The organism is Pseudoxanthomonas sp. F11, assembly GCF_037046485.1.
In the GTDB taxonomy this organism is placed as follows: Bacteria; Pseudomonadota; Gammaproteobacteria; order Xanthomonadales; family Xanthomonadaceae; genus Pseudoxanthomonas_A.
The window spans coordinates 669,857-694,900 of the sequence record NZ_JBANLZ010000002.1; the positions used below are offsets into that span (position 1 = coordinate 669,857).

At 70.0% G+C, this 25,044-nt stretch carries 24 protein-coding genes, 1 pseudogene and 1 riboswitch; of the genes and pseudogenes, 9 read left to right on the forward strand and 16 right to left on the reverse strand.

Features of this window, described 5'->3' with window-relative positions:
• Nucleotides 1-12: 12 nt before the first annotated feature.
• The gene (locus tag V8246_RS08915) at nt 13-939 is read right to left on the reverse strand and encodes a M23 family metallopeptidase (RefSeq protein WP_185897063.1); all 927 of its coding nucleotides are present in this window, start codon (nt 937-939) and stop codon (nt 13-15) included.
• Complete coding sequence (locus tag V8246_RS08920; RefSeq protein ID WP_185896902.1) at nt 936-2,027, reverse strand: phytase; 1,092 nt, start codon at nt 2,025-2,027, stop codon at nt 936-938. The genes V8246_RS08915 and V8246_RS08920 overlap by 4 nt, the downstream gene beginning before the upstream one ends.
• Nucleotides 2,028-2,140: 113 nt before the next feature.
• Nucleotides 2,141-2,256, forward strand: a riboswitch (SAM riboswitch).
• 90 nt (nt 2,257-2,346) lie between these two features.
• On the opposite strand from V8246_RS08920, the gene V8246_RS08925 reads away from it, so the two are divergent.
• The 3 genes from V8246_RS08925 (at nt 2,347) to V8246_RS08935 (ending at nt 5,696) form a co-directional block, all read left to right on the forward strand.
• The gene (locus tag V8246_RS08925; RefSeq protein WP_336188818.1) at nt 2,347-3,393 is read left to right on the forward strand and encodes a homoserine O-succinyltransferase; all 1,047 of its coding nucleotides are present in this window, start codon (nt 2,347-2,349) and stop codon (nt 3,391-3,393) included.
• Nucleotides 3,390-4,613, forward strand: a complete 1,224-nt coding sequence (locus V8246_RS08930) for an O-succinylhomoserine (thiol)-lyase (RefSeq protein ID WP_185896900.1) — start codon at nt 3,390-3,392, stop codon at nt 4,611-4,613. Before V8246_RS08925 ends, V8246_RS08930 begins: the two co-directional genes overlap by 4 nt.
• A 75-nt stretch (nt 4,614-4,688) precedes the next feature.
• On the forward strand, nt 4,689-5,696 hold the full coding sequence (locus V8246_RS08935; RefSeq protein ID WP_336188819.1) for a homoserine dehydrogenase: 1,008 nt from the start codon (nt 4,689-4,691) through the stop codon (nt 5,694-5,696).
• An 87-nt stretch (nt 5,697-5,783) separates the two neighbouring features.
• Here the strand turns inward: V8246_RS08935 and V8246_RS08940 are convergent, their stop codons facing one another.
• The 4 genes from V8246_RS08940 to V8246_RS08955 all read right to left on the reverse strand — a co-directional run bounded on the left by V8246_RS08940 (nt 5,784) and on the right by V8246_RS08955 (nt 11,326).
• Nucleotides 5,784-8,813, reverse strand: coding sequence for a two-component regulator propeller domain-containing protein (locus V8246_RS08940; protein ID WP_336188820.1), 3,030 nt, complete (start codon nt 8,811-8,813; stop codon nt 5,784-5,786).
• Nucleotides 8,814-9,195: 382 nt separating this feature from the next.
• Nucleotides 9,196-9,537: a nucleotide pyrophosphohydrolase gene (locus V8246_RS08945; RefSeq protein ID WP_336188821.1), complete on the reverse strand. Its 342-nt coding sequence runs from the start codon at nt 9,535-9,537 to the stop codon at nt 9,196-9,198.
• Nucleotides 9,538-9,607: 70 nt separating this feature from the next.
• Nucleotides 9,608-9,937 carry a hypothetical protein gene (locus tag V8246_RS08950; protein ID WP_336188822.1) on the reverse strand — a complete coding sequence of 110 codons (330 nt, stop codon included), beginning with the start codon at nt 9,935-9,937 and terminating at the stop codon, nt 9,608-9,610.
• Between the two features lie 6 nt (nt 9,938-9,943).
• Nucleotides 9,944-11,326 carry an L-serine ammonia-lyase gene (locus tag V8246_RS08955; RefSeq protein ID WP_336188823.1) on the reverse strand — a complete coding sequence of 461 codons (1,383 nt, stop codon included), beginning with the start codon at nt 11,324-11,326 and terminating at the stop codon, nt 9,944-9,946.
• Nucleotides 11,327-11,398: 72 nt separating this feature from the next.
• On the opposite strand from V8246_RS08955, the gene V8246_RS08960 reads away from it, so the two are divergent.
• Nucleotides 11,399-11,626, forward strand: a complete 228-nt coding sequence (locus V8246_RS08960) for a glutaredoxin family protein (protein WP_185896895.1) — start codon at nt 11,399-11,401, stop codon at nt 11,624-11,626.
• A gap of 383 nt (nt 11,627-12,009) precedes the next feature.
• On the opposite strand, the gene V8246_RS08965 is transcribed toward V8246_RS08960, so the two are convergent.
• The 3 genes and pseudogenes from V8246_RS08965 to V8246_RS08975 form a co-directional block, all read right to left on the reverse strand.
• Nucleotides 12,010-12,573 (reverse strand): YceI family protein, encoded by a 564-nt coding sequence (locus tag V8246_RS08965; protein ID WP_336188824.1) that lies wholly within the window; start codon nt 12,571-12,573, stop codon nt 12,010-12,012.
• Between the two features lie 76 nt (nt 12,574-12,649).
• Nucleotides 12,650-13,186: pseudogene (locus V8246_RS08970) on the reverse strand (cytochrome b); the annotation flags it as partial.
• Nucleotides 13,183-13,854 carry a YceI family protein gene (locus V8246_RS08975; protein WP_336188825.1) on the reverse strand — a complete coding sequence of 224 codons (672 nt, stop codon included), beginning with the start codon at nt 13,852-13,854 and terminating at the stop codon, nt 13,183-13,185. The pseudogene V8246_RS08970 and the gene V8246_RS08975, both read right to left, overlap by 4 nt.
• 108 nt (nt 13,855-13,962) lie before the next feature.
• Here V8246_RS08975 and V8246_RS08980 point away from each other — a divergent pair, with 108 nt between their 5' ends.
• On the forward strand, nt 13,963-17,529 hold the full coding sequence (locus V8246_RS08980; protein WP_336188826.1) for an ATP-binding protein: 3,567 nt from the start codon (nt 13,963-13,965) through the stop codon (nt 17,527-17,529).
• A 3-nt stretch (nt 17,530-17,532) separates the two neighbouring features.
• On the forward strand, nt 17,533-18,513 hold the full coding sequence (locus V8246_RS08985) for a hypothetical protein (protein ID WP_336188827.1): 981 nt from the start codon (nt 17,533-17,535) through the stop codon (nt 18,511-18,513).
• A gap of 8 nt (nt 18,514-18,521) precedes the next feature.
• On the opposite strand, the gene V8246_RS08990 is transcribed toward V8246_RS08985, so the two are convergent.
• The 6 genes from V8246_RS08990 to V8246_RS09015 are packed head-to-tail and all read right to left on the reverse strand — an operon-like array spanning nt 18,522 to nt 22,665.
• Entirely contained in the window at nt 18,522-19,004 is a 483-nt protein-coding gene (locus tag V8246_RS08990) for a hypothetical protein (RefSeq protein ID WP_336188828.1), read from the reverse strand.
• Nucleotides 19,005-19,008: 4 nt separating this feature from the next.
• Nucleotides 19,009-19,620 carry a hypothetical protein gene (locus V8246_RS08995; RefSeq protein ID WP_336188829.1) on the reverse strand — a complete coding sequence of 204 codons (612 nt, stop codon included), beginning with the start codon at nt 19,618-19,620 and terminating at the stop codon, nt 19,009-19,011.
• Nucleotides 19,621-19,668: 48 nt separating this feature from the next.
• Nucleotides 19,669-20,739: a uroporphyrinogen decarboxylase gene (hemE, locus tag V8246_RS09000; RefSeq protein WP_336188830.1), complete on the reverse strand. Its 1,071-nt coding sequence runs from the start codon at nt 20,737-20,739 to the stop codon at nt 19,669-19,671.
• 19 nt (nt 20,740-20,758) lie between these two features.
• On the reverse strand, nt 20,759-21,013 hold the full coding sequence (locus V8246_RS09005) for a WGR domain-containing protein (RefSeq protein WP_093300856.1): 255 nt from the start codon (nt 21,011-21,013) through the stop codon (nt 20,759-20,761).
• A gap of 9 nt (nt 21,014-21,022) precedes the next feature.
• Entirely contained in the window at nt 21,023-22,126 is a 1,104-nt protein-coding gene (gene aroB / locus V8246_RS09010; RefSeq protein WP_336188831.1) for a 3-dehydroquinate synthase, read from the reverse strand.
• The gene (locus V8246_RS09015; protein ID WP_185896885.1) at nt 22,123-22,665 is read right to left on the reverse strand and encodes a shikimate kinase; all 543 of its coding nucleotides are present in this window, start codon (nt 22,663-22,665) and stop codon (nt 22,123-22,125) included. Before V8246_RS09015 ends, aroB begins: the two co-directional genes overlap by 4 nt.
• A 108-nt stretch (nt 22,666-22,773) precedes the next feature.
• Here V8246_RS09015 and V8246_RS09020 point away from each other — a divergent pair, with 108 nt between their 5' ends.
• On the forward strand, nt 22,774-22,977 hold the full coding sequence (locus tag V8246_RS09020) for a dodecin family protein (protein WP_162110435.1): 204 nt from the start codon (nt 22,774-22,776) through the stop codon (nt 22,975-22,977).
• A 147-nt stretch (nt 22,978-23,124) separates the two neighbouring features.
• Here the strand turns inward: V8246_RS09020 and V8246_RS09025 are convergent, their stop codons facing one another.
• Nucleotides 23,125-23,961, reverse strand: coding sequence for a kinase (locus V8246_RS09025; RefSeq protein WP_260619025.1), 837 nt, complete (start codon nt 23,959-23,961; stop codon nt 23,125-23,127).
• Between the two features lie 32 nt (nt 23,962-23,993).
• On the opposite strand from V8246_RS09025, the gene pdxH reads away from it, so the two are divergent.
• Nucleotides 23,994-24,596: a pyridoxamine 5'-phosphate oxidase gene (pdxH, locus tag V8246_RS09030; protein WP_185896884.1), complete on the forward strand. Its 603-nt coding sequence runs from the start codon at nt 23,994-23,996 to the stop codon at nt 24,594-24,596.
• Nucleotides 24,593-25,042, forward strand: coding sequence for an aminoglycoside 6'-N-acetyltransferase (gene aac(6'), locus V8246_RS09035; RefSeq protein WP_260619024.1), 450 nt, complete (start codon nt 24,593-24,595; stop codon nt 25,040-25,042). Before pdxH ends, aac(6') begins: the two co-directional genes overlap by 4 nt.
• Nucleotides 25,043-25,044 lie beyond the last annotated feature (2 nt).

Consider the following 25,044-nt stretch of genomic DNA (forward strand, 5'->3'; position numbering starts at 1 on the left):
AGACGGTGCCGGTCACCGTGCCGAGGGGAACTGCAGCTGGCCCAGCGGGCCGAACATCCGGAACGGCACCGACTCCAGCCGCATGCCACGGTTGGCCTGCACCACGAAATGCAGGTGGGGCGCGGTGGAGAACCCGGTGTTGCCCGACAGGCCGATGTACTGGCCCTTGCGCACGTACTGGCCCACGCGCACCTGCACGCCCTCGGCCTTCAGGTGTGCGTACAGCGCCATGCTGCCGTCGCTGTGCAGGATGCGGATGAAATTGGCGCGGCCGCCGTACTTCTCGCGGTTCAGGCCGGCCTTGTCGAAGTCGGATTCGACCTGCATCACCAGCCCCTCGCGCGCGGCCACGATGCGGGTGCCCTCGGGCACCGCGAAATCCACCGCGTGCAGGTTCTGCGCGTCGCCATGGCTGAAGCGGCCGCCGGGGCCCTGGTCCACGCGCACGCGCCCGTAGTCGAACGGCAGCCGGTACTCGTAGTCCTGCGGGCGGCTGGCGGGATCGCCCGGCATGCCGTCCAGGGTCAGTTCGAAGTCGCCCCCGCGCAGCGGGTCGGTCACGCTGATGTCGGCCACCCGCACGCTGCTGCGCGCCGGCACCACCGCGCGGGCCGGCAGCGCGGGGGCGCTGCGCACGTCGCGCTGGCGGCGGAAGCCCAGCTGCACTTCCACCGGCCCGTGCATCAGGTTGTCGGCCCAGGCCTGGTACTGCAGGCCCTGCTTCTCCAGGCGCAGCCGCACCAGCGCGCTGGGCGGATTGCGGAAGCGCAGGACGTCCAGGCTGCTGCCGGCCAGCTGGTCGGGCGGAGGCGGCTGGTCGCCGTACTGGGTGTAGCCCTGCTTGTCCTTCCAGCGATACAGCCGCGCCGCGGCCGCCTCGCCCAGGCTGCCGAGCAGCACGGCGACGCCGCAGGCCAGGGCCAGCGCGCGCGCGTTCACCGCGGGCAATCGCCCTTCAGGTCGAGTGCGCGGGCGATGTCGCGCAGGTCGAACGCGGCCAGCGACACGTCGTTGTGCAGGGCGAACAGGGCCCCGGCCGGGAAACGCGGGGTGGGCATCGCGTACACGGTCTCGCCATCGGTGTTGGACGTGACCTTGCCGGAGAACACGCCGGCCGGGGCCAGCGTGGCGCGGTCGAACACGCGGAAGCGGGTGGGCGTCAGCTGGTCCACCGCCACCCAGTACCCGTCCTCGGCGCTGCAGGCCCACAGCGCGATGCCTTCGGCGTCGGCGTCGAACGTGGCCAGGCTGCGCCCGTTGTAGTGGCCGGCCAGGGTGTAGTCGCGCAGCGTGGAGCCCACACGGCGGTCTTCCTCGGCGATCAGCAGGCGCCCGTGCGCCGGGTCGCCGGCGATGGATTCGACCACGCGCAGCGCGCCGGCCGCGCCGGTGTCGCCGAACTGGCCCAGCAGCCGTGTTTCCAGTTTGCCGCCGTCTTCGATGCGAACCTGGAAGCGCTTCACGCGGCCTGCCAGCTCCGCCATCGGCGGGAGGGTCATGGTGCGGAAATCGGCCATGAAGCTGTCGGTGACGAACAGTTCCAGTTCCCCGGGCGCAGGCTCGTGCACCCACAGCCCGTAGGGTGAGCGCAGCACGTCGGCGCCGAACGCGCCCAGCGGCGCGAATTCCGGCAGGCGGAAGGCCTGCACGCGGTGGTTGTCGCGCTCGGCCACGAACAGCAGGTCGCCGAACACCGCAATGCCGTTGGGGCGGTTGAACTGGCCCACGGCCGTGCCCGGACCGCCGACGGTGCGCAGGCGTTGCCCGGTGTCGGCGTCGTACAGGGCCAGGTGGTGGGTGGCCTTGGCGGTGGCGATCAGCCAGACGCGGCCGTCTTCCGTCGGCCACGCGACCAGGGAGTCCAGTTCGTCGCCGGGGACAGGTTCGGAAACCCAGGTCTCCTGCACGATGGCGTCCGCAGCGGTTTTCGGCGCCGGGGCGGGGGGTGTGGAGGTGTGCAGAGGGGCGGTGGAGCATGCGGCCAGCAGGGCCACGCACAGACCGCCGAGGAGGCTGTTACGGATCATGATGTGAATTATGCGTTATCGCTAAGCCGGCCGGCAGCGGGACGGGCGTCAAATTTCATCGCTTCATCCGAATAAAGCGATTGACATCCGGCAAGGCGCGGGGCAGAGTAGCCTCACCATCGAGACCGGCAGAGGGACAGGCCCGAAGAAGCCGGGGCAGCCAGCGACGCGCAAGCGTCGTGTAGGTGCCAAATCCTGCGGGGACCCAGTGTCCGCCGAAAGATGGTTCGTACCGTGCCTTCGCACGGCGAACGCGAGCTCCGCGAAGCTCGGTGGTGCAGTCCCGTCCCGCAAGGGACCACGCCCACCGGATGCCGCCATGAGTTACGCCAGTCCCGCGCTGAACCGCCTCGCCGAACCGTCGAGCCTCGACGGCATCGCGATTCCCTCGCTCCCCGATGCCGCGCCGTGTGCCGTGCGGGGTGAGGTCGTGGTCGAGCTGTCGATGCGCCATGCGGGCACGCGCGCGCTGACGCTGCGCTACGAACTGCAAGGGCCGGCCGGTGCGCCGGTGGTGTTCGTGGCCGGCGGCATTTCCGCGCACCGCCATCTGGCGGCGAGCGGTGTCTTCCCCGAGAACGGCTGGCTGAACGACTTGGTCGGCGCTGGCCGTGCGCTGGATCCGGCGCGCCGCCAATTGCTCGCATTCGATTTCGTCGGGGCCGATGGTCGCCTCGATGTCCCCATCGATACGGCCGACCAGGCCGACGCCATCGCCCAGTTGTTGTCCGCCTTGAAGATCGTCCGCCTGCAGGCGTTCGTGGGTTACTCGTACGGGGCGCTGGTGGGCCTTCAGTTGGCCATCCGCCACCCCGCGCGCGTGGAGACGCTGATCGCCGTCAGTGGCGCGCATCGCGCCCATCCGTACGCCGCCGCCTGGCGTGCGCTGCAGCGCCGTGCGGTGACCCTGGGCCAGCTGCAGTGCGCCGACGCGCAGGGCCTCTCGCTGGCACGCCAGTTCGCCATGCTGAGCTATCGCACGCCGGAGGAATTCGGCGAGCGCTTCGATACTGCGCCCGAGATCGTCAACGGGCGCGTGCGCGTGGCCGCCGAAGACTACCTGGACGCCGCCGGTGCGCAGTACGTTGCGCGCACGCCGGTCACCGCCTACGTGCGCCTGTCCGAATCCATCGACCTGCACCGCATCGATCCCGCCGACGTGCGCGTGCCCACGCTGGTGGTTGCGGTGGAAGGCGACCGCCTGGTGCCGCTGTCCGATTCCGTGGCGCTGGTCGAAGGCCTGGGCACGCTGGGCCAGTTGCGCGTGCTGCGCTCGCCCTATGGCCACGACGCCTTCCTGAAAGAAACCGACCGCATCGATTCCATCCTGACCTCGGCCCTGCGCGCCGCCGGAGACCCCGCATGAGCAGCTACACCCCCACCGATACCGACGCGCCCTGTCGTCCCGCCACCGCCGCCGTGCGCGCCGGCATCGACCGCGACACCGCCTACGGCGCGGTGACGCCGCCGATCGTGCTGTCGTCGAACTTCAGCTTCGCCGGCTTCGCGCAGAAGCGCGAGTACGACTACACCCGCAGCGGCAACCCGACGCGCGACCTGCTGGCCGAGGCGCTGGCCGAACTGGAAGGCGGTGCCGGCGCCGTCGTGACCGCCACCGGCATGGGCGCGATCACGCTGGTGCTGAACGCGCTGCTGGAGCCGGGCGATCGGCTGGTGGTGCCGCACGACGCCTACGGCGGCAGCTGGCGCCTGTTCAACGCGCTGGCGAAGAAGGGTCACTTCGATCTCATCACCGCCGACCTGACCGATCCGCGCTCGCTGGCCGACGCACTGGCGCAGTCGCCGAAGCTGGTGCTGATCGAAACCCCGTCCAACCCGCTGCTGCGCATCACCGATCTGCGCTTCGTCATCGAGGCCGCGCACAAGGCCGGCGCGCGCACGGTGGTGGACAACACCTTCCTGTCGCCGGCGCTGCAGACGCCGATCGACTTCGGCGCCGATGTCGTGCTGCATTCCACCACCAAGTACATCAACGGCCACAGCGACGTGGTCGGCGGTGCGGTGGTCGCGCGCGATGCCGAAACTCACCAGCAGCTGGTGTGGTGGGCCAACGCGCTGGGCCTGACCGGCTCGCCGTTCGACAGCTTCCTGACCCTGCGCGGCCTGCGCACGCTGGACGCGCGCCTGCGTGCGCACCAGGAGAATGCGAGCGCCATCGCCGCGTTGCTCGAGGCGCATCCGGCGGTGTCGAAGATCTACTTCCCCGGGCTGTCGACCCATCCCGGCCACGCCGTCGCCGCGCGCCAGCAGAAAGGCTTCGGCGCGATGCTGAGTGTCGAGCTGGAAGGTGGCGAGGAAGCCGTGCGCGCCTTCGTCGAAGGCCTGCGCTACTTCACCTTGGCCGAATCGCTGGGCGGTGTGGAAAGCCTGGTCGCGCACCCGGCCACGATGACGCACGCGGCGATGACGCCGGAAGCACGCGCCAAGGCCGGCATTTCCGACGGCCTGCTGCGGCTGTCGGTCGGCATCGAAGCGACCGACGATCTGCTGGCCGACCTCGCTGCGGCGCTGTCGCGGGCCGAGGCGGTGGTGGCCGAGTCCAAACGCAGGCTCGCCGACGCATGAGCACGGTCGTTCCGCTGCGCACCGCCGCGCACCGCCGCGCACCGCGCACCGAGGCTCGCGCTGCTCGGCACGGGCGTGGTGGGCAGCGCACTGGTGGCGCGCTACCAGCGTCTGCAATCGGCCGGACTGGCGCTGCCGCCGCTGGCGTGGCTGGCGAACTCGCGCGCGCTGCACGACTGCGCCGGCGCACCGCAACGCGCGCTGGAGGAAGCCAACGGAGCGGCCGCACGCCGCGATGATCTCCCGCCCTGGGCGGAAGCCGAAGCCCTGCATGCCGGCGACATCGTGATCGACGCCACCGCCAGCGACGCGGTCGCCGGTTGGCATGCCGAATGGCTGTCGCGTGGCGTGCACGTGGTGACGGCCAACAAGCTGGGTGCGGGCAGCGGATGGTCGCGCGCGCAGGCCATCGCGCAGGCCTGCGCGGCGTCCGGCGCGCGTTACGGCGATGCGGCCACCGTGGGCGCCGGCCTGCCGCTGCTGCGCAGCCTGCGTGCGCTGGTGGCCGGCGGGGACCGTATCCATCGCGTCGAGGGTGTGCTGTCGGGATCGCTGGCATGGCTGTTTAACCATTACGACGGCATGCGCCCGTTCTCCGGCTTCGTCCGCCAGGCGCGCCAGGCGGGCTACACCGAACCCGATCCGCGCATCGACCTGTCCGGCGAGGACGTGCGCCGCAAGCTGCTGATCCTCGCGCGCGCCGCGGGCCTGCCGCTGGAGCAGGCCGACGTGCGCGTGGAATCGCTGGTGCCCGCGGAACTGGCGGCGCTGCCGCTGGACAGCGTCGACGGCGCACTCGCGCAGCTGGATGCGCCAGTGGCGGCGCGCTTCAAGGAGGCCTACCGCAACGGCGGCCGCCTGCGCTTCGTCGGCCGTTTCGACCGTGAGCGCGCCAGCGTGGGCCTGCAGGTGCTGCCCGAAGACCATCCCCTTTGCGGCGGCAGCGGCACCGACAACCGCGTGGCGATCTACAGCGACCGCTACGACGAGCAGCCGCTGGTCGTGCAGGGGCCTGGCGCCGGCGCCGGCATCACTGCCGCCGCGCTGCTGGACGACGTGCTGGCGATCGCGACGGCGCGCTGATCGTGCGCGGACAACGAAGTGGCGTTGGCGCGTGCCGGCGCTTCGTGGCGCACGGATGACGCCGGCTGAGAAACGGCGATGCTGCCCTCAGTCGAACGGCGATGGTGCCGCGGCGGTGGGATGGTGCGGGCCGCGCAGCACGAGGTGGCCACCGCGGACGAGTTCGCCGGGGTCGCGTCGCACATGATCGGCATCGGGCAACGGCGAGCGCGACGGCGAGGCTTCGTAGACCGCCCAACCATTCCGTCCCTGCGCCTTGACCTGGTACAGCGCGCGGTCCGCCAGCGAAACCAGCTGCTCCCACCCCAGTAGCTCAGGGGCTTCGGGATAGGGCGGATAACCGATCACGCCCAGCGACGCCGTCACGTGCAGACGCGTGTGGGCCACCTCCACCGGCTCGCTGGCGATGGCGGTACAGATGCGGCGGCCGAGGGCGTGCAGCTCGTGCCGGGGCATGGGCCGGAACACCATCAGGAATTCCTCGCCGCCCCAGCGGACCACGTAGTCGCCTTCGCGCGACAGAGTGCGCAAGCGGTGTGCGACGGTCTGCAGGACGTGGTCGCCGGCCTGGTGGCCATGGCCGTCGTTGATCGACTTGAAGTGGTCGATGTCCAGCAGCACGAAGGCCAGCACATCCACGCCGGTGGCGAACTTGGGCATGCGCTGGTAGTAGGCGATGTCCGCCGGCAGCTGCCGCGCGAGGTAGCGACGGTTGTGCAGGCTGGTCAGCGGATCGGTCAGGCTGATCGCTTCCAGCTGTCGGTTGGCCTGCTGCAGGTCCCGCGTGCGCTGCTGCACCAAACGCTCCAGCGCCACCCGACGGTTGTGGTGGCGGCGCAGCACCCAGCGGTTGGACAGCAGCACCAGCACGCCCAGCGCCATCGCCAGCAGCAGGTAGAACCAGGCGCTTTCGTAGAAGTACGGCGCGATGGTGAATGCCTGCGTCGCCGCGGTGCGGCCGGAGACGCCGCTGTTGTTGGTGCCGAGCACTTCGAACACGTAATGCCCGGCCGGCAGGTTGGTGTAGGTGGCGCTGCGCTGGTGCGGGTCGTCGAGCAGCTTCCAGTCCTCGTCGTAGCCCTTCAGGCGGTAACGGATGTCGATATGGTCCGAGGCCTGGAAGCTGAGCGTGGTGAATTCGAAACGCAGGTCGCGCGCGTCACGCGGCAGCGACCAGGCCGCGACCGGGTCGGCGGCCCGCCAGTGCCCACGTACCTGCACCCGTTCGATCACCGATTCGGGCACGTAGTCGTTGGTCAGGGGCTGGTCCGTCGCCATCACCACCAGGCCGTCGCGCGTCGGCAGCCACAGTGCGTGGTCGGCCATGAAGCCGCGGCTGTTGCCGGCGCCGTTGCAGCAGTCGCCCTTCTGCCCGCCATGGCGGTCGCCGCGCTCGTTCAGCAGCGTGCGTGCCGGTACGCGTGCGGCAGGGTCCCCGGTGGCGGCCAGGAGGTCGGTGATCCTGACCCGGTAGATGCCCCGCAGCCCGCCGACCCAGAGGAAGTCGTTGCCGTCCTCGGCGAAGAAGAACGGGGCGTTGGCCGGGATGCCGCGCGTCTTGTCCAACCGTGTCCAGCGCTCCCCATCGAACACCAGCATCAGTTCCTCGGACAGCGCACCCACCAGCCATTGGCCGCCGGCCAGTTCGTGCAGGGCCACGATGTGGGGCGCGTCCAGTCCGGTGCCGGCCAGCGGGATGGCGACCAGGCGTTCGTCGACGAATTCGTAAAGGCCGCTCTGCGTGCCCACCAGCAGGCGGCCGTCGCGGGTCTCCATCAGTACGCGCACGCGCACGTCGCGCAGGCCGGCCTCGGTGCCATAGCGGCGTAGCCGCTCGCCACCGTCCCAGCGGTACAGCCCCGTGCTGGTGGCGAACCACAGCCGGCCGCCGCGGTCGCGCACCATGCCGTTCACCTGCGCGGCGTTCAACGCCGCCAGCATGCGTGGGTGCTGCACGCGGCCACCGCGATAGAGCGCGGCCCCATCGCGCGTGCCGATCCACGTTTGCCCGTTCTCCGGCAGCAGGCTGTAGGCGGCCGGATGCGGCAACGCGGGACCGGGCACGACCAGGCGGAAGCGGCCGTTCTCCAGCACGCTGACGCCGTCGTCGCTGCCCACCCACACGCGGCCGTCGGGGCCCTGCGCGGTGGACCAGAGCAGTGGCTGCAGCAGTCCCTCCGCGCGGCTGTAGCGCCGCGTCCAGCCGTTCCAGGCGCGGCTGACGCCTTCGTTGTTGCTGCCCAGCCACAGGTTGGATTCGCGGTCTTCGTAGAATGCGCGGATCTCGGCCAGCGGACCCTCGCCGCGGATCCGCTCGAGCAGACGCCCCGCGCGGAGGCGGTAGACCGCATCGCGCGTGCTGGCCCAGAGGACGCCATCGCGATCCTGGCGCAGCGCGAGAATTCCCCCGCTGGCCGGCGCCACCTCGCCATGGCGCTGCCACTGGCGCCCCGACAGCACGAACAGTCCCGCCTCGGTGCCCGCCCACACCCGTCCGTGGTGATGCGCCAGCGCCACCACATGGGCCGTCGTGGCGCCCGCAGGCAACATCAGCACGCGTTCGCCGCTGGCATCGAAGGCGTGCACGCGCCCCCGGCCGCCCACCCAGAGCGTGCCGTCCCGATCCACGTGCAGCGCCAGGGCGCCGCCCTCCGGGAGGGCGTGCAGCATCTCCAGCCGATCGTTGGCGACCGTCATCACGCCGCGGCGCGTCGCCACCAGCAGCCGGCCCGCGGTATCCGCGGTCAGGGCCAGCACTTCGACCACGTCGCCTTCGCCCGGTGCCACCGGTACCGTGCGCACCCGGTGGCCCTCGCGCACCGCCAGGCCCTGGGGCGTACCGATCCACAGGCGACCGGCGCGGTCGGTATGCAGGGCCTGGATCCAGGTGCTGGGCAGTTCGGGCGTGGTGTCCAGGTCGAAATTGGTGAAGCGCACGCCGTCGAAGCGGCTCAGGCCGGCCTGCGTGCCGAACCACAGGTAGCCCGGCTTGTCCTGGGCGATCGCCAGCACGCTGAGCTGGGGCAGGCCCTGTTCCAGGCTCCAGTGGTTGCGGACGTAGTGGTGGAACGACTTGGACGGGTCCAGCGCGTGCGCCGTCGGACAAAGCGCGGCCATCCCGCCCAGCAGGGGCAGGCACCAGGCCGCCAATCGGCGCCACCAGGACGGGCGGGCGCGGGGGGTCGTGTCCGTGTGCTCGGACAGGGCGCGTCTCCGGTAAGTAGGTTTACCAAGAACGGTATCGGCGCGGTTCTGTCGGCCTAAAGGGGAAAGGGGGCCGTGCCGGTAGCCGTACCCCGGTCGTGAAAACACGGATGGCAGGTTTCGTGGCCTGCCTGGCTGGAGCCCGCAGACCGCGTGCGGGCCAAGGCGGCATACGGGATGTTGTGACGCCACTTAACAGGCTGTCGCTTCCGCGGGACCTTTGTCAGGCCGGAGGCCGTAACCGGGTGACAGCACGAAGCCTGCCGGTAAAGGGGATCAGGCCCATGCGAACGTGTCAGGCGGCTCCTGCATCCGCACCCAGTTCGCGGGAGACATGCTCGGTCAGTTCGGTCGTATTCCTCACGAACTCGGCCTGCAGGTCAATGCCGCACTTGTGCGCCAGAACGATGATCGACCACAGGCAGTCCGACAACTCGTGGCCGAGCTTGGCCTTGCAGTCGTCGATATGCCTGACGCCGGCACCCGCCTGGATCAGCTTCGCCAGATCGCCCACGTCCCCGACGAACCCGAGTGCGAGTTCCTCCGTGGTCCAGACGCGGCCATAGCGTTTGATCTCAAGCTGCTCATAGAGCTCGTTCAGACGCAGCGCCAGGTTCTGAAGATCTTCAAGGTTCACGTGGGCCGCCTAACACCTGAATCAAGCCGACCCGCGAAGCGGGGTTGGCTTGAATGAATTGTTAGGCCGCTCACCGATAAGAGTGAATTGCCACTTTTGAACCATAAACGATCTCTCCATTCGCAACTCTTTGAGCAATGATGTCGATCTGTCCAAGCACACTGCGGTAGTGCCTCCACCAACGAAAAACAACTAAGGCGCCAAGCACGAGAAATACTGCGGAAACAAGCATCGAGGCGATAACGTTATGGAGCTTGAAGTAGTACACGAAAAGTCCGATGACGGCTGCAGCAACGATAGAAGCTGCCGTAGTCCCGAGGAGAACTCTACGACGTATCTCCAGGACCTCGATTCGCACATGGGCGACATCCTCTGATCTCAGAACATCATCATTGTCCATAGCGGCCTAACACTCGATGACATTGACCGCCAGTCCGCCGCGGCTGGTTTCCTTGTACTTGTCCTGCATGTCGCGCCCGGTGTCGCGCATGGTCTTGATGACCTTGTCCAGCGAGACCTTGTGCTTGCCGTCGCCGCGCATGGCCATGCGGCTGGCGTTGATGGCCTTCACCGCGCCCATCGCGTTGCGCTCGATGCACGGGATCTGCACCAGGCCGCCGATGGGATCGCAGGTCAGGCCCAGGTTGTGCTCCATCCCGATCTCGGCAGCGTTCTCGATCTGGCTGGGACTGCCGCCCAGCGCCGCGACCAGCCCGCCGGCCGCCATCGAGCAGGCCACGCCCACTTCGCCCTGGCAGCCGACTTCGGCGCCGCTGATGCTGGCATTCTCCTTGTAGAGGATGCCGATGGCCGCGGCGGTCAGCAGGAAGTCGAACACGCGCTGCTCGCTGTTCCCCGGGCAGAAGCGGTCGAAGTAGTGCAGCACCGCCGGAATGATGCCGGCCGCGCCGTTGGTGGGCGCGGTGACCACGCGGCCGCCGGCGGCGTTCTCCTCGTTCACGGCCAGCGCGTACAGGTTCACCCAGTCCAGTACCGTCAGCGGATCGCGCATGGCGGCTTCCGGCTTGCTGGACAGCTCGCGATGCAGCGCGGGCGCGCGACGCGAAACATGCAGGCCGCCGGGCAGGGTGCCTTCCTCGCGGATGCCGCGTGCCATGCACGACTGCATGGCGTTCCAGATCGCACGCAGGCCGGCGCGGATCTCGTCCTCGCTGCGCCAGGCCTTTTCGTTCTCGAACATCATCGCGGCGATGCTCAGTCCACTGCGCTGGCACTGCGCCAACAGTTCGTCGCCGCTCTTGAACGGATACGGCAGCGGCGTTTCGTCGGCGACGATGCGGTCCACCGCCGCGTCGTCCTGATTGACCACGAAGCCGCCGCCGACCGAGTAGTAATCGCGCGTGGCGATCACCTCGTCGTTCGCATCGAAGGCGGTGAAGCGCATGCCGTTGGTGTGGTACGGCAGCTTCTGCCGCTTGTTCATCAGCAGGTCGCGCTTCTCGTCGAAGGCGACCTCGTGCGTGCCGTTCAACAGGATGCGCTTGCCGGCGCGGATGCGCTCCAGCGCCGGCGGGATGATGTCGGGGTCGATTTCGTTGGGGTAGTGGCCTTCCAGGCCCATCAGCACCGCCTTGTCGGTGCCATGACCGCGGCCGGTCAGGGCGAGCGAACCGAAGACTTCGGCGCGGATGCGTGCCACGTCCTGCAGGCGCCCACCGTCGACGAGCCAGCGCGCGACGAAGCGCGCGGCCGCCCGCATCGGACCCACCGTATGCGACGAACTCGGGCCGATGCCGATCTTGAACAGGTCGAACGTGCTGACTGCCATGCTGCGAACCACCGCGGAAAGGCCGCTATTCTAAGCACGTACGCGCCGGACGCCCCTCATTCCCCTGCCGCCATGCCCCTGATCCTCTATCAACGCGACGACTGCCACCTGTGCGACCTGGCGCTCGGCGTGCTTGCGGAGGCGCGGGTTCCCGAGTTCGAGAGCGTGTTCATCGACGAGGACGACGTGCTGGAAGCGCGTTACGGCATCCGTGTGCCCGTGCTGCATCGCAGCGAAACCGGCGACGAACTGGACTGGCCGTTCGATGCTGTCGCCGTGGCGCGCTGGGTGACGCCCTAGCCAGCAGAGTGTCACCCGGCGCCTCGAGTGATCGCATCCCCGGGGCTGTCATCGTGTGCGGGCAGGTCGATCAAGCGTACGGCGTCGCCGCGTAGCGACAGCCCTCGCGCGATGGTCTGCGCCGATGCCGTGCACAAGCAACACGCTCGCGTGGCGGCGCTTGCCTGCGATCCACCACCATCCTGCCACCGGTGCCACGTGCGGTACCGCTATCCGCACATCGCGAGCGTGGGAACCCGCGGGCGGCGGTCCGACGCTCGAAGGATGCGACACCACCAGACGGCCACGCCGCCACCCGAGCCCCGCGACGCCTGCCGCGGGCAGCAGCAGGCAGGCGATGCCGATGCGGAATAGAGCACGCCTCGCCGAAGACGCATGCGCGCTTACTTCGCCGGTTTCAACACCACTTTCGTGCTGATCGCCACTTCGTTGGGGATCGTCGAGGTATCGGCCCAGTCGCCACCGCCCACGCCGAAGTCCAGTCGCTTCACCGTCGCCTTGCCGGTCAGCACCGGCTGCGCGCCGGGCGTCCAGGTGAAGGTCAGCGTCACCGGCTTGCTGGCGCCGCGCAGCGTGAGCGTGCCGTCGGCCGCGTACTGGTTGCCGCCGAGCGCGCGGAACTTCGTCGCCGTATAGCGCGCCTGCGCAAACTTGCCCACGTTGAAGAAGTCGGCCGACACCAGCGTATCGTCGCGGTCCTTGTTGCCGGTCTGCGTGCCGGCCAGCTGAATGGCGACATCCAGCTGGCTGGCCGCCAACTGCTTCGGGTCGAAGCTCATCGTGGTGGTGAAGCCGCCGAACCGGCCGGTGAAGGTTTCGCCCTGGTAGTTGCTGGCGAACACGAGCGTCGAGCCGGGGGCCTGCACATAGTCGGCGGCCGCGACCTGGCCTGCGGTGGCCAGCAACAGGGCGGCGAGCGCGAGACGCGTGCGGTCAGGGGTTTTCATCGGGGGAATCCTGCGGGGTGGGGGAAGAGGAGGCGGGTGCTGCGACGGGCGCCGGTGTGGGCGCCTTGCGGCGTCCCGGCAGCATGCGCGTGAGCGTCGTGTCGCCCTGGAACAGGTGGTGGTACAGCGCCGCGCCGGCGTGGGCGACCACCAGCGCCACCAGCACCCAGAACAGCAGTTCATGCGCGCCTTCTGCCGCTTCATGCACGCCGTCGCTGCGGCCGGTGATGGCCGGCAGGTTGAACAGCTTGAACCACTGCAGGGGATAGCCGGCGGACGAGTTCAGCACCCAGCCGGACAGCGGGATGGCGAACAGCAGTGCATACAGCAGGAAATGCGTCACCGATGCGATGCGCTGCTGCCAGGTGGGCGTTCCGGGCACAGGCGCCGGCGCGCCGGCGTACACGCGCCACAGCACGCGCAGCACGGCCAGCGCCAGGATGGTCAGGCCGATCGACTTGTGCAGGGCGTAGATGTTGATCTTGCGCGGCCCGTTCGGCAGGTCGCCCATGGTCAGGCCGAGGTACGCCATCACCAGGATCAGCGCCACGATGACCCAATGGAACAGCTGGCTGACCGCACCCCAGCGATCGTCGGTGTTCTTCAGGGTCATGGCGTCGGCTCCGGCGGTGGTGGTGGGGAAGGCGGGGTGTCGGCGGTCGGCACGTCGTCATCGGCCTTGCCGTCGTAGGTGGCCTCGGCCTCGATGCGCAGTTCCACTTCGTCGCCGATCACCGATTTCCAGGCCGTGATGCCGAAGTCGGCGCGGCTGAGCGTGGTGGTGGCGGAAAAACCCACCGTGCGCCGGAACGGCGGCATCGGGTGGCGCTTGGCGGCGTTGAGCATCGCATCGAGGACGACCTCGCGCGTCACGCCGCGCAGGGTCAGGTCGCCGTGCACGCGGGCGTGCGTGGCATCGACGGGTTCGACCCGCGTGGAGATGAAGCGCGCTTCGGGGTGGCCTTCGGCATCGAGCAGGGACTTCGCCAGCGTGGCCTTGTTCCAGTCGGCGTCGCCCAGGTCCACGCGTGCGATCGGCACCCGCACGTCGACCTTCGCACGGCTCCAGTCGTCCGGATCGAAGATCAGGGTGCCGGTGCTTCCGGACACGGTGCCGAGCGCCTTGGAGAATCCCGCGTGCGAGATGGCGAACATCACGCGCGTGTGCACCGGGTCCAGGCGGTACTCCGCCAGCGTGTCGCGGGCGCCGGCCACGGCGGGCAGCAGCGCCAGCAGGCAGCAGGCGCGCAGCAGCAGGTGGCGAAGGAAGGAGCCGGGCATGGGGTCGGATTCTAGGGTGACGGCCCCCGAAGATACCCCGCTTGCGCGTGCAACGGTCCGTTGCGACGATGCCGGAAGGGGTCATCAGGGAACGAGGGGCGGGCAGGAATGGCGAGGCGTGCGGCGTGGCTGTTGCTGGTGTGGCTGGTCTGTGCGTCCGTGCAGGCGACGGTGCCCGAAATTCCCCGCTTCCGCCTGCTGGGGGCCGGCGACGGCCTGCCGTCGACCACCATTCCGGCGCTCGCGCGCGATCGCTCCGGCTACCTGTGGGTGGCCACCTGGGATGGCCTGGCACGCTACGACGGCGTGGGCTTCAAGGTATGGCGGCACGACCCGGCCGATCCGGCTTCGCTGCCCGGCAACGTGGTGCAGGCGTTGCACATCGACGCCTCCGACCGCGTGTGGGTGGGCACCGAGAACGGCGGCCTCAGCGTGATGGAGGCCGACCGGGGCGGGTTCCGCCACTTCCGCCAGGCCAACCATCCGCAGATGGGCAGCGACGACGTGTTCGCCATCACCAGCCGCGGCAACGACGTGTGGTTCGGCACGTTCGGCGGTGGATTGCACCGGCTGTCCGCGGATGGCCGCATCACGCGGTTCAGCGCAGCGGCCGACGTAGGGAACGGCCTGCCTTCGGACAACGTGCTGTCGCTGGCCTTCGACGCGCGCGGCGTGCTGTGGATCGGCACCATGGACGGGCTTGCCCGCTACGACGGGCGTGACGTGCGCCGGTTCGCGCTGCCGCACAGCCAGGACGCGATCATCTATTCGGTGACCGCGGACGGGAATGCGGTATGGGTTGGCGCGTCCGACGGCGTACACCGATGGTCGCCGGAGCGGCGGTGGGTGTCGCCCCCGTGGTCGCCGATGTTCGCCCGGCCCAATGCGCTGATCGCGATGGCCAGCGACGGCCAGGGCGAATACTGGCTCGCCAGCCAGGGCGGGCTGTGGCGTACCGATGGCGACCTGGCGCCCGCGCCGGTCAACTACGATGCGCAGAGCGTGGGCATCGGCCGCGTCCTGCAGACCGTGCTGGCGCTGCCGGACGGGGGGCTGTGGGTGCCGGTGCCGACCCGCGGGCTGGCCTACCTGCGTTCGGATTGGCGGCGCATCGCCGCCTTCTCGCCGGCGCAGGGGCTGGGCGGCGGACTCTATCGCGGCATCTCGCAGGCGGGGCGCGACGGCATCTGGATCGCCAGCAGCACCGGCAAGGTGGAGCGGCTGGACACCCGCCGCGGCCATGTCACCCCGCTGCCGCACCATGCGGCCCTGCTGGGCGAACTGCGGCTCACCTCGGTCCTGCAGGACCGCCGCGGCCAGCTGTGGGTCGGCCACCGCAACGGCCTGATCCGCACCGATCCCCGCACCGGTGCGATGGTGCAGTGGACGCAGCAGGGCGAGCACGCCGTGCCCGACGGCACCTCGATCGACTGGTTGGTGGAAGCGGCGGACGAGACCCTGTGGCTGGTCACGCAGATGGGCAGCGTGCAGCAGCGCGACGCCCGCAGCGGGCGCGTGCTGCGCACGATCGCCAAGGACGATGAGGCGACGGGGCTGCCCGACATCGAGGGCATCGCGGCCGCGCCCGACGGCCGCCTCTGGCTGGGCGGTGCGGAGGGCATGCGCGTCTGGGACGCGGCCGCCGCGCGCTTCGTTCCGGTGCCCGCCATGGGCAGCGAGCGGGTGTACGCCTTCGCCTTCGAACACGCCGACCGTCTCTGGCTGCACCGCATGTCCGGCATCGAGGCGTGGCGCCGCGATGCGGCCGGCTGGGTGCGCGAACGTCGGATCGGGGCCGACGAAGGATTGCCCGCGGTCGAGTCGACCGGGCTTGCCGTGGATCCGCAGCGCCGGGTGTGGCTGGGTACCCGGCGCGGGCTGTTTCGCATCGATCCGAACCTGCGCGGCTCCCGCGCGCTGTTGCGCAACTTCGGCGTGCGCGAAGGCCTGCTGAGCCAGGAGCTGAACGATCGCGGCCTGCTGATGACGGCCGATGGCCTGCTGGCGACGACGGCGGCGGACGGATCGGTGGCGCTGCTCGACACCCACCTGCCGGATCCGAAGCCGGTGACGCCCAACCTGGTGGTGGACAGCCTGCAGGTGAGCCGTGGCGACGGTCTGGTGCACATGCGCGTGGACCAGCCGCTGCAGCTGCAGCCGGACGACCACGAGTTGCTGGTCGGCACGCGCCTGCTCAGTTACGAGAATCCGCTGGGCAATCGCTACCGGTCGCTGCTGGAAGGGTTCGATGGCGGCTGGGTCGACCAGGGAGCGAGCGGCGAGCGCGTGTTTTCCGCGCTCACGCCCGGCCGCTACCGCCTGCGCATGCAGGCCTTCGATGCGGCCGGCAATGCCTCGCGCGAACAAATCCTGCAGCTGCACGTGCTGCCGCCGTGGTGGCGCAGTCCGTGGGGCCTGCTGCTGTTCGCGGTGCTCGGCCTGCTGGCCCTGGCGATGGCCGGCGCCGCGTATCGCCGGCGCGTGCGCCGGCGCAGTGCCTGGCAGCTGGCCGAGCACAAGCGCGAAGTCGCCGAGCAGGCCTCATTGGCCAAAACGCGTTTCCTGGCCACGCTGGGCCATGAGATCCGCACGCCCATGACCGGTGTGTTGGGCATGACCGAGCTGCTGCAGTCCACGCCGCTGGACGAGCGGCAGAAGGGCTACACCGACGCCATCCAGCGCGCCGGCACGCATCTGCTGCGCCTGGTCAACGATGCGCTGGACCTGGCCAAGATCGAAGCCGGCAAACTGGAGCTGCAGCAGGTCGAGTTCGACCTGCATGCGCTGCTGGACGATGTCGCCGCGCTGATGGGGCCGGTGGCGGGCAAGCGCGAGCTGGCGTTCCATCACGGCATCGCCGCCGGCGTGCCGCGCCGCGTGCGCGGCGATCCGCTGCGGCTGCGGCAGATCCTGCTCAACCTGCTGGGCAATGCGATCAAGTTCACCGAGGCCGGCCATGTGTCGCTGCATGCCGTGACGCTGGCGCCCGAGGGCGTGCGGCTGACCGTCGGCGACAGCGGGCCGGGCATCAATGCCGAGCAGCAGGCGCGGCTGTTCCGGCGCTTCGAACAGGCCGAGGGGGCGCAGACCACGGCGCGCTACGGCGGCAGTGGATTGGGCCTGGCGATCTGCCAGGAACTGGCGGTCGCCATGGGGGGGCGCATCGATGTGGACAGCGCGCCGGGCAAGGGCACGCGGTTTTCCGTCGACCTGCCCGCGCTGCGCGCCGTCCCCGACGCGCAGGCCGCGCCCACGAAGGAGGCGACGCCCGTTCCGCCGGCCCGCGAGGTCGGCGCGCTCGATATCCTGCTGGTCGAGGACGACACGACCGTGGCGGACGTGGTGGCGGGCCTGCTGCGCGCGCGCGGCCACCGCGTCGTGCATGCGCCACACGGCCTTGCCGCGCTCACCGAGATCGCGGCGACCACGTTCGACATCGCCTTCCTCGATCTCGACCTGCCGGGCCTGGACGGCATGGCGCTGGCGCAGCAGATGCGCCAGCGCGGCCTGGATACCCCGCTGATCGCCCTGACTGCGCGCACCGATGCCGAAGCCGAGCCGCGCGCACGCGCGGCCGGCTTCGACGACTTCGTCCGCAAGCCTGTCACCGGCGACATGCTGGCGGCGGTGATCGCATCGCGGCTCCGTCGTGGTGCGCGCGCGGCAGGGGATTGACGCGTGAAGACCGTCATCCGTCGTGCGGTCGCGATCTTCGTCCTGGTGGGGGCCACGACCACGGCTGCCGGCGCGATGGCCGTCGAGGCGGAGGCGCCGCCTCCCTTGCTGGGGCATTACATCACCGACACCCGAGCGCTGTATCCGCTGCGCGTGGGCGACTGGGAGGCGGCGGGCGAGAAGCGCTACGAGCCGCAGGAACTGGGCGTGTCGGTGCGCTATCAGGACACCCGTCGCCCGGACCGTTGGATGGACCTGTACCTGTATCCGGCCGGGGTGATGTTCGACCCCGTGTTCGAGCAGGTCTTCCAGCAGGGCGTGGACGAGATCGTGCAGATCGCGCGGGACCGGCAGGCGGGTGAAGTGCATGTGGGGCAGACGCGCGTGTTCGCCACGATGCCGGCCGCCGGTGCCGGCCTGTTGGGCGAACTGGCCGTGAAGGCGCGCTCGTTCGCGCTGGACATGCCGATGCACGATGCGCGCTACCGCTCCGCGCTGGCCATGACCGTGCGCGATCTCTACTTCATCAAGGTCCGCTACAGCGTGCAGGCCGACCGTGCCGCGGACGAGGGTGTTCAGGCAGAGGCGGAAACCCTGTTGTCCGGCTTCGTCGCCAGCGTGCGCGTGCTGAACACCGGGCACTGCCGGCAGGTCCTGCAGGTGCGTGCCATCCCGCAGGGGCAGGCGCGGCCCGGGGCGGTGCTGGCCAGCACCAACGACGGGCGCGAAGACGAAATGTGGATCACCGACGACACGGTCTACCTGCGCGGTGAGGTCATTGAGCGCCAAGCGGAGTCGGCCCGGCTGCGGGACGAGGCGCAGGCGATCCGCGATGTGCTGCGTGGCCATTGCGTGGCCCCCGATGAGATGGAGATGGCCGTCCCCGACGGCATGCGCGAGATCCGCTTCGAGTACCGCCTGCCTCCGAAAGGCTCCGACGGCAGCGCGCCGCGCCTGCGCGGGCAGCGCATCGGCGTGGGGTGAGCCGCCCGTCAGCGGAGGGCGCGGGCTTCGATCACCCCGAGCAGGGGGTCGTAGTAGAACCAGTCGCTGGCGTTGTCGGCGATCCAGCCGATGCGGGCACGCGCCGCGGGCGGCACGTGGCAGAGCACGGCATGGCCATAGTCCTCGCCCGCGGCGGAAGGCGCGGGCGGAGCGTCGGCCAGGAGGTCCTGCAACGAGCCGGGCTTTTCGCCCCAGGTCAGGCAGTCGGCCTGCGCGCCGCTGTCCAGCGGCCAGTCCATGCGCGACCAGAAGGCGTCGCGACCGCGAGCCTGCAGGCGATGGGCGTCGTGCGTTTCGCCTGTCGTGACCAGGCTGACGCGCCAGTGGCGGCCGGCTTCCTCCACCTGCCAGACCACGTCGTCCGCGGACGCGGTCGCCGCGTGGCCGTAGTCACCGGCGAAGGCAGGCGGTTCGCCGGTACGTGCGATGCACGGCAGCGCACACAGGAACAGCAGAAGGCATCCACGCATCGGTTCAGTCCGCCCAGGCTTCGACATACAGGGTTTGGCCGGCATGGTCCGGGTCGGCATGGATCCATTGGCCGGACGTGTCGCCGGTGGCCAGGTACAGGCCGTCGCCGGTATCCACCATGGTGCACGGCGCCTGCATTTCCCCGGCCAGCGCACGTGCCTGGCAGGCGGCTTCCAGGAAGCGGCGCAGGGGCGGTGCGGCCTGTTCGTACGGCGCATCGATCACGTACTGGTGGTCGCTCCAGCGGCTGGAATCCATCAGCCGCACTTCCAGCACCGGCAGTCCCGCCAGGTGTACCTGGTCCGCCTGCAGCCGGGCGCGCGCGGTCACCGCCGTGAGCGCCTGCTGCGCGTCATCGGCGAGGGCCTCTTCGCAATCCAGTTCCACCTGGGCCACCCGACGGGACCAGCCCCGGGGCAGTTCGTCCAGGCGACGGGCACGGATGCGGTCGCAGCCCGGCATCGCGTCGCGGCCGCCGCTCGCGTGATCGCCCGGCATCACCATCACCAGGGCGGGGAAGTCGCCGCCCGTCACCTGCAGGGGGCCGGGCGTACCGGCCTCGCCGGCATGCACGCGCGCACCGGCCATCAGCAGCATGCCGGCGACGGTGGGCACAAACAGATGGCGGCAGTCCATTGCGTCGCTCAGGAAAGGGGCGTGCGCTCAGCGTGCGCTGTAGCCGTGCACTTCGTCCACCAGCACGGCCACATGGTCGGGGTTCATGTCCGGCGACATGCCGTGGCCCAGGTTGAAGACATGGCCCTCGCGCGAGCCGCCATTGCCGTCGCGGTAGCTGTCCAGCGCACGGCGGACCTCGCGGCGGATCGCCTCGGGCGACCCGTACAGCGTGGCCGGGTCCAGGTTGCCCTGCAGCGCGACCTTGCCCTGCGTGCGACGCGCGGCCTCGCCCAGTTCGACCAGCCAGTCCACGCCCACGCCTTCGGCACCGCTGGCCGCCAGGTCTTCCAGATAGGCGGCGGTGCCCTTGCCGAACAGGATCAGCGGCGTGCGTGCGGCGCCCTCCCCGCGATCGAGTTCGTGCGCGATGCGCTGCAGGTAGGGCAGGGAGAACTCGCGGTACATCGCCGGGCTCAGCACGCCGCCCCAGGTGTCGAACACCTGCAGTGCCTGCGCGCCGGCCGCGCGCTGGGCCGCCAGGTAGGCGATCACGGCGTCGGTGTTGACCGACAGCAACCGGTGCAGCGCGGCGGGTTCGTTCAGCGCCATGGCCTTGATGCGGGCGAAGTCCTTGCTGCCGCCGCCTTCCACCATGTAGCAGGCCAGCGTCCACGGGCTGCCGGAAAAGCCGATTAGCGGCACCTTGCCGTCCAGTTCGCGGCGGATCACCCGTACCGCGTCCATCACGTAGCGTAGTTCGGTTTCCATGTCCGGCACACCCAGCTTCGCCGCGTCGGCGGCGCTGCGCACGGTGCGCTCGAACTTCGGGCCCTCGCCTTCAACGAAGTACAGGCCCAAGCCCATCGCATCGGGGATGGTCAGGATGTCGGAGAACAGGATGGCGGCGTCCAGGTCGAAGCGGCGCAGCGGCTGCAGCGTCACTTCACAGGCGACCTCCGGGCTCTTCGCCATGCCCAGGAAGCTGCCGGCTTCCTTGCGCGTGGCACGGTACTCCGGCAGATAACGGCCGGCCTGGCGCATCAGCCATACCGGCGTGCAGTCCACGGGTTCGCGGCGCAGGGCGCGCAGGAAGCGATCGTTCTTCAGGGCAGTCATCGGATATCCGGGGGAGTGGTTACTTGGGCGCGTCCGCGCCGCGGGCGAACATCAGCTGGAAGCCGCGCTTGAGGTGGCTGTCGCGGGCTTTCTCGAACGCGGCGTTCGCCTCGTCCTGCAGCAGGTATTGCTCGCGCTTCAGCGTCGCGCGGCCGCCGATCTGGCCGGTTTCGCGCAACAGCTCCCAGCCCCCGAACAGATCGGGCTGCAAGGTCAGCTGGACGTAGCGGGGCGCTTCGCCCGCGTCGGGGCGTTGCTGGAGGAAGACGCGCATGGCGGCATTTTAGCCGGACAGCACGGCCAGCACGCGGCTTTCGTCCACGTCGGGCACCACCTCGGCCCGGCCCAGGCCGCGCCACAGCACCAGCCGCAGGCGACCGGCCAGGTTCTTCTTGTCCAGGCGCATCCGCGCCAGCAGGCGTTCGGGGGCCAGTCCGGAGGGAATCCGGACGGGCAGTCCGTAGGCCGCCAGCAGGGCTTCGAGGCGGTCGGCGTCGGCGGCGGGCGCCAGGCCCAGATCGGCGGACAGGCGCGCGGCCAGCACCATGCCCACCGCCACGGCCTCGCCATGGTTGAGGTTGTCGTTGCCCAGGCCGCCGTAGCCCTGCTCGGTCTCGATGGCATGGCCGAAGGTGTGGCCGAAGTTCAGCAGCGCGCGCTCGCCTTTCTCCAGCGGGTCGCGGGCCACGATCTCGGCCTTGTGCTCGCAACTGGCGGCGATGGCCAGCGCCAGCGCTTGGCCGTCCATCGCCAGCAGCGCCTGGCGCTCCTGTTCCAGCCACTGGAAGAAGCGCGCATCGCGGATGGCGCCGTACTTGATCACTTCCGCCAGGCCGGCGCGCAGCTCGCGCGCCGGCAGCGTCGCCAGCGCATCGGTGTCGGCGAACACGGCGCGCGGCGGGTGGAAGGCACCCACCAGGTTCTTGCCCTGCGGGATATCGACCGCGGTCTTGCCGCCTACCGACGAATCGACCATCGACAGCAGCGTGGTGGGCACCTGCACGCAGTCCACGCCGCGCATCCAGCAGGCGGCCGCGAATCCGGCCAGGTCGCCGACCACCCCGCCACCCAGCGCCACCACGCAGGCGTCGCGGGTGGCGCCCAGGGTGGCGAGCGCCTCGATGGCGTGGCCGAAGTGCGCCAGCGTCTTCGATTCCTCCCCCGCAGGCAGGATGAACGTGCCGATGGCCAGGTCCGGACGCGCGGTGTGCAGCGCCTCGCGCACCGTGCCGGCGTACAGCGGCGCGACCACCGAATCGCTGACCAGCAGCACGTGCCGGCCGCGGACATGCCGCGCCAGTGCTTCGCCGTCGCCCAGCAGGCCCGGCCCGATGGCGATGGTGTAGGGAATCTCGCCGCCGACATCGACGGTGCGTGCGTGGTTCATGCGTTCTCTTCGATGGGCTGCCAGCGGTGCGCCAGCAGTTGGGTCAGGCGGGCCGTCGCTTCAGGCGGTGACAGGCCGACGGTATCCAGGGTCAGGTCGGCCACCTCGCGGTACAGCGGTTCACGCGTCACCGCCATGTCGTGCAGTACCTGCTCGCGGTCGGCGCGCTGCAGCAGCGGGCGGTTGGTGCAGCGGCCCAGGCGCTTGAGCTGCGCCTCGACGCTGACCTGCAGATAGACCACGTAGCCGCGTTGTTTCATCCACATCCGGTTCTCGGCATCCAGCACGGCGCCGCCGCCGGTGGACACCAGCTGGCCGTGGCCAGCGAGGAGGTCGTGCAGGACGGCCTTTTCGCGTTCGCGGAAGCCGGCTTCGCCCATGTGCTCGAACAGCGTGGCGATGCTGGCCCCGGTCCGCTCGACGATGGCCTGGTCCGCATCCACGAACGCCAGCCCGAAGCGCTCGGCCACGCGCTTTCCGATGGAGGTCTTGCCCGCGCCGGTGGGGCCGACGAGGATCAGGTTGGGGGCCGGATTCATGATGGGCAGATGCTAGCACCGCACCGCGCGCGACGTGGCGTGGCCTTAACGTCGCGGGGACTACGGTGGCCGTCCGGCACTGGGCCGGCCACCGTGGAGGAATGCACCATGTCCGTCGCCAAGATCATCGAGGTCAATGCCGCGTCCAAGACCAGCATGGAAGACGCCGTGAAGGTCGGCCTGAAGAAGACTTCCGAGACCGTGAAGAACATCAAGGGCGCCTGGGTGAACGAGATCAAGGTCGTCACCGACGACGGCGGCAACGTCACCGAATGGCGCGTCAACCTGCGGATCAGCTTCGTGGTGGCGTGACGCGGGCGGCGCGCGCATCCTCTGTAGGAGCGACGTGAGTCGCGACCGCTGACCCGGTTAGCCCGGGAGATCCTCGACAGGCAACGCACGCGCGCACCACCGGGTTTTGCGGCTCGCACGGACGTGCGGTCGCGACTCATGTCGCTCCTACAACGGCAGCCGGGGTCTGCGCTGCGCGTCCAGCGCGACCACGCGTTCGGCCATCGCCGGCAGCGTCGCCAGCAGGTGCCGGCTGGTGCGTTCGTAGTGCTGGATGAAGCGGTCCAGCTGCGCGCGGTCCATGCCGGTGCGCTGCGGGTCGCGGGCCAGCAGCGTCTGTTCCTGCTGCCAGCGCCAGGTCCGCACGATGTCGAAGCCGGGCGGCTGCAGGAACCACAGGGCATCGATGCGCGACCACAGCGCGGGATAGTCGCGGCGCAGGGCGTCGTTGCAGTAGCGCCGCCAGCGGCCATCGGCGTCCTCGTCGCGTTCGAGCGCGTTGAGGGGAGTGGCCAGTGCCTTCTCATCCTCGGGTGCCGCTTTCAGACACCAGCCCTCGAACAGCACCAGGTCCACGCGGCCCATGATGTGCGTCCAGGCGTCTTCGCGTGTGCGGTCGTCCGCGAGCTTGTCGAAGCGCGGCAGCACCACGTCCTCGCCTTTCCGCAGCGCATCCAGCACCTGGCAGCCGCGTGCCACATCGTGGGTGCCGGGCGGTCCGCGAGTGGCCAGCAGCGGATGCACGTCCAACGCCAGCCGTTGCCGCTGTGCGCGCGTCAGATACAGGTCGTCCAGCGACAGCACCGCCACGCGCAGGCCTTCGCTGCGTGCGCGGGCCGCCACCTGCGCCGCCAGCGTCGACTTGCCGCTGCCCTGCAGGCCGGCGATCGCGAACACGGGCGTGGGTGCCGGCAACGCGCGTGCGGCCGCCAGCGCCTCGGCGACCAGCCGGTCGGGGAAGCCGTCGGGATGCGGGGACGTCGCCATCGCGCGACAATAGCGCATGCCCGGCACGCGGGCGCCAACCCCCAACCGTCATGACCGATCTGTACGCCGAAGCCCTGTCCACCTTCACCACGCTGTTCGGCGAAGCCAAGGCCGCGGGCACCGAAGTCGAACCCAACGCGATGATGCTGGCCACCGCGACGACGGATGGCCGTCCCTCCGCCCGCACGGTGCTGTTGAAGGCCTTCGACGCGGCGGGTTTCGTCTTCTACACCCACACGCACAGCCAGAAGGGGCGCGAACTGCACGACAACCCGCGCGCCGCCCTGCTGTTCCTGTGGCGCAGCCTGCGCGAGGCCGGCATCCAGGTGCGGGTGGAAGGCGCGGTGACGCCGGTCAGCGATGCCGAAGCGGATGCGTACTTCGCCTCCCGTCCGCGCCAGAGCCAGTTGGGCGCCTGGGCTTCCATGCAGTCCGAGACGCTGGATTCGCGCGAGGCGTTCGACACGCGCATGGCCGACGTGGAGACGCGCTTCGCCGACCGAGAGGTGCCGCGGCCCGAAGGCTGGAGCGGCTACCGCGTGGCGCCTGATGCCATCGAGTTCTGGTATGGCGCACAGTTCCGCCTGCATGAGCGCTGGCGCTACGAGTGCGACGCCGCAGGCGCGTGGAGCAAGCGGATGCTGTTTCCTTGACCGTGCGTATCCGGCTGGCGACCGCGGCCGACATCGAGGCCTGGTCCGCCATGCGTGCGGAACTCTGGCCCGAGGCTGATCCCGACGAACTGCGGGCCGAGGCGCTGGCGTGGGACGCAACCGCGGGCGTCGCGCTGCTCGCGTTCGACGGCGCCGGCCCGCCGGTCGGCATGGCCGAAGCAACGCTGCGGCACGATTACGTCAACGGAACCGAATCCTCGCCGGTCGGCTTCCTCGAGGCCTGGTACGTCGATGCCGCGTGTCGGGGCCGTGGCATCGGCCGCGCGCTCATCGCCGCCGTCGAAGCATGGACGCAGGAACAGGGCTGCACGGAACTCGCTTCCGATGCGTTGATCGACAACGCCGCCAGCCATGCCGCGCATGCCGCATGTGGCTTCGAGGAGACCGAACGCGTGGTCTACTTCCGCAAACCGCTGCAGGCCTGAGC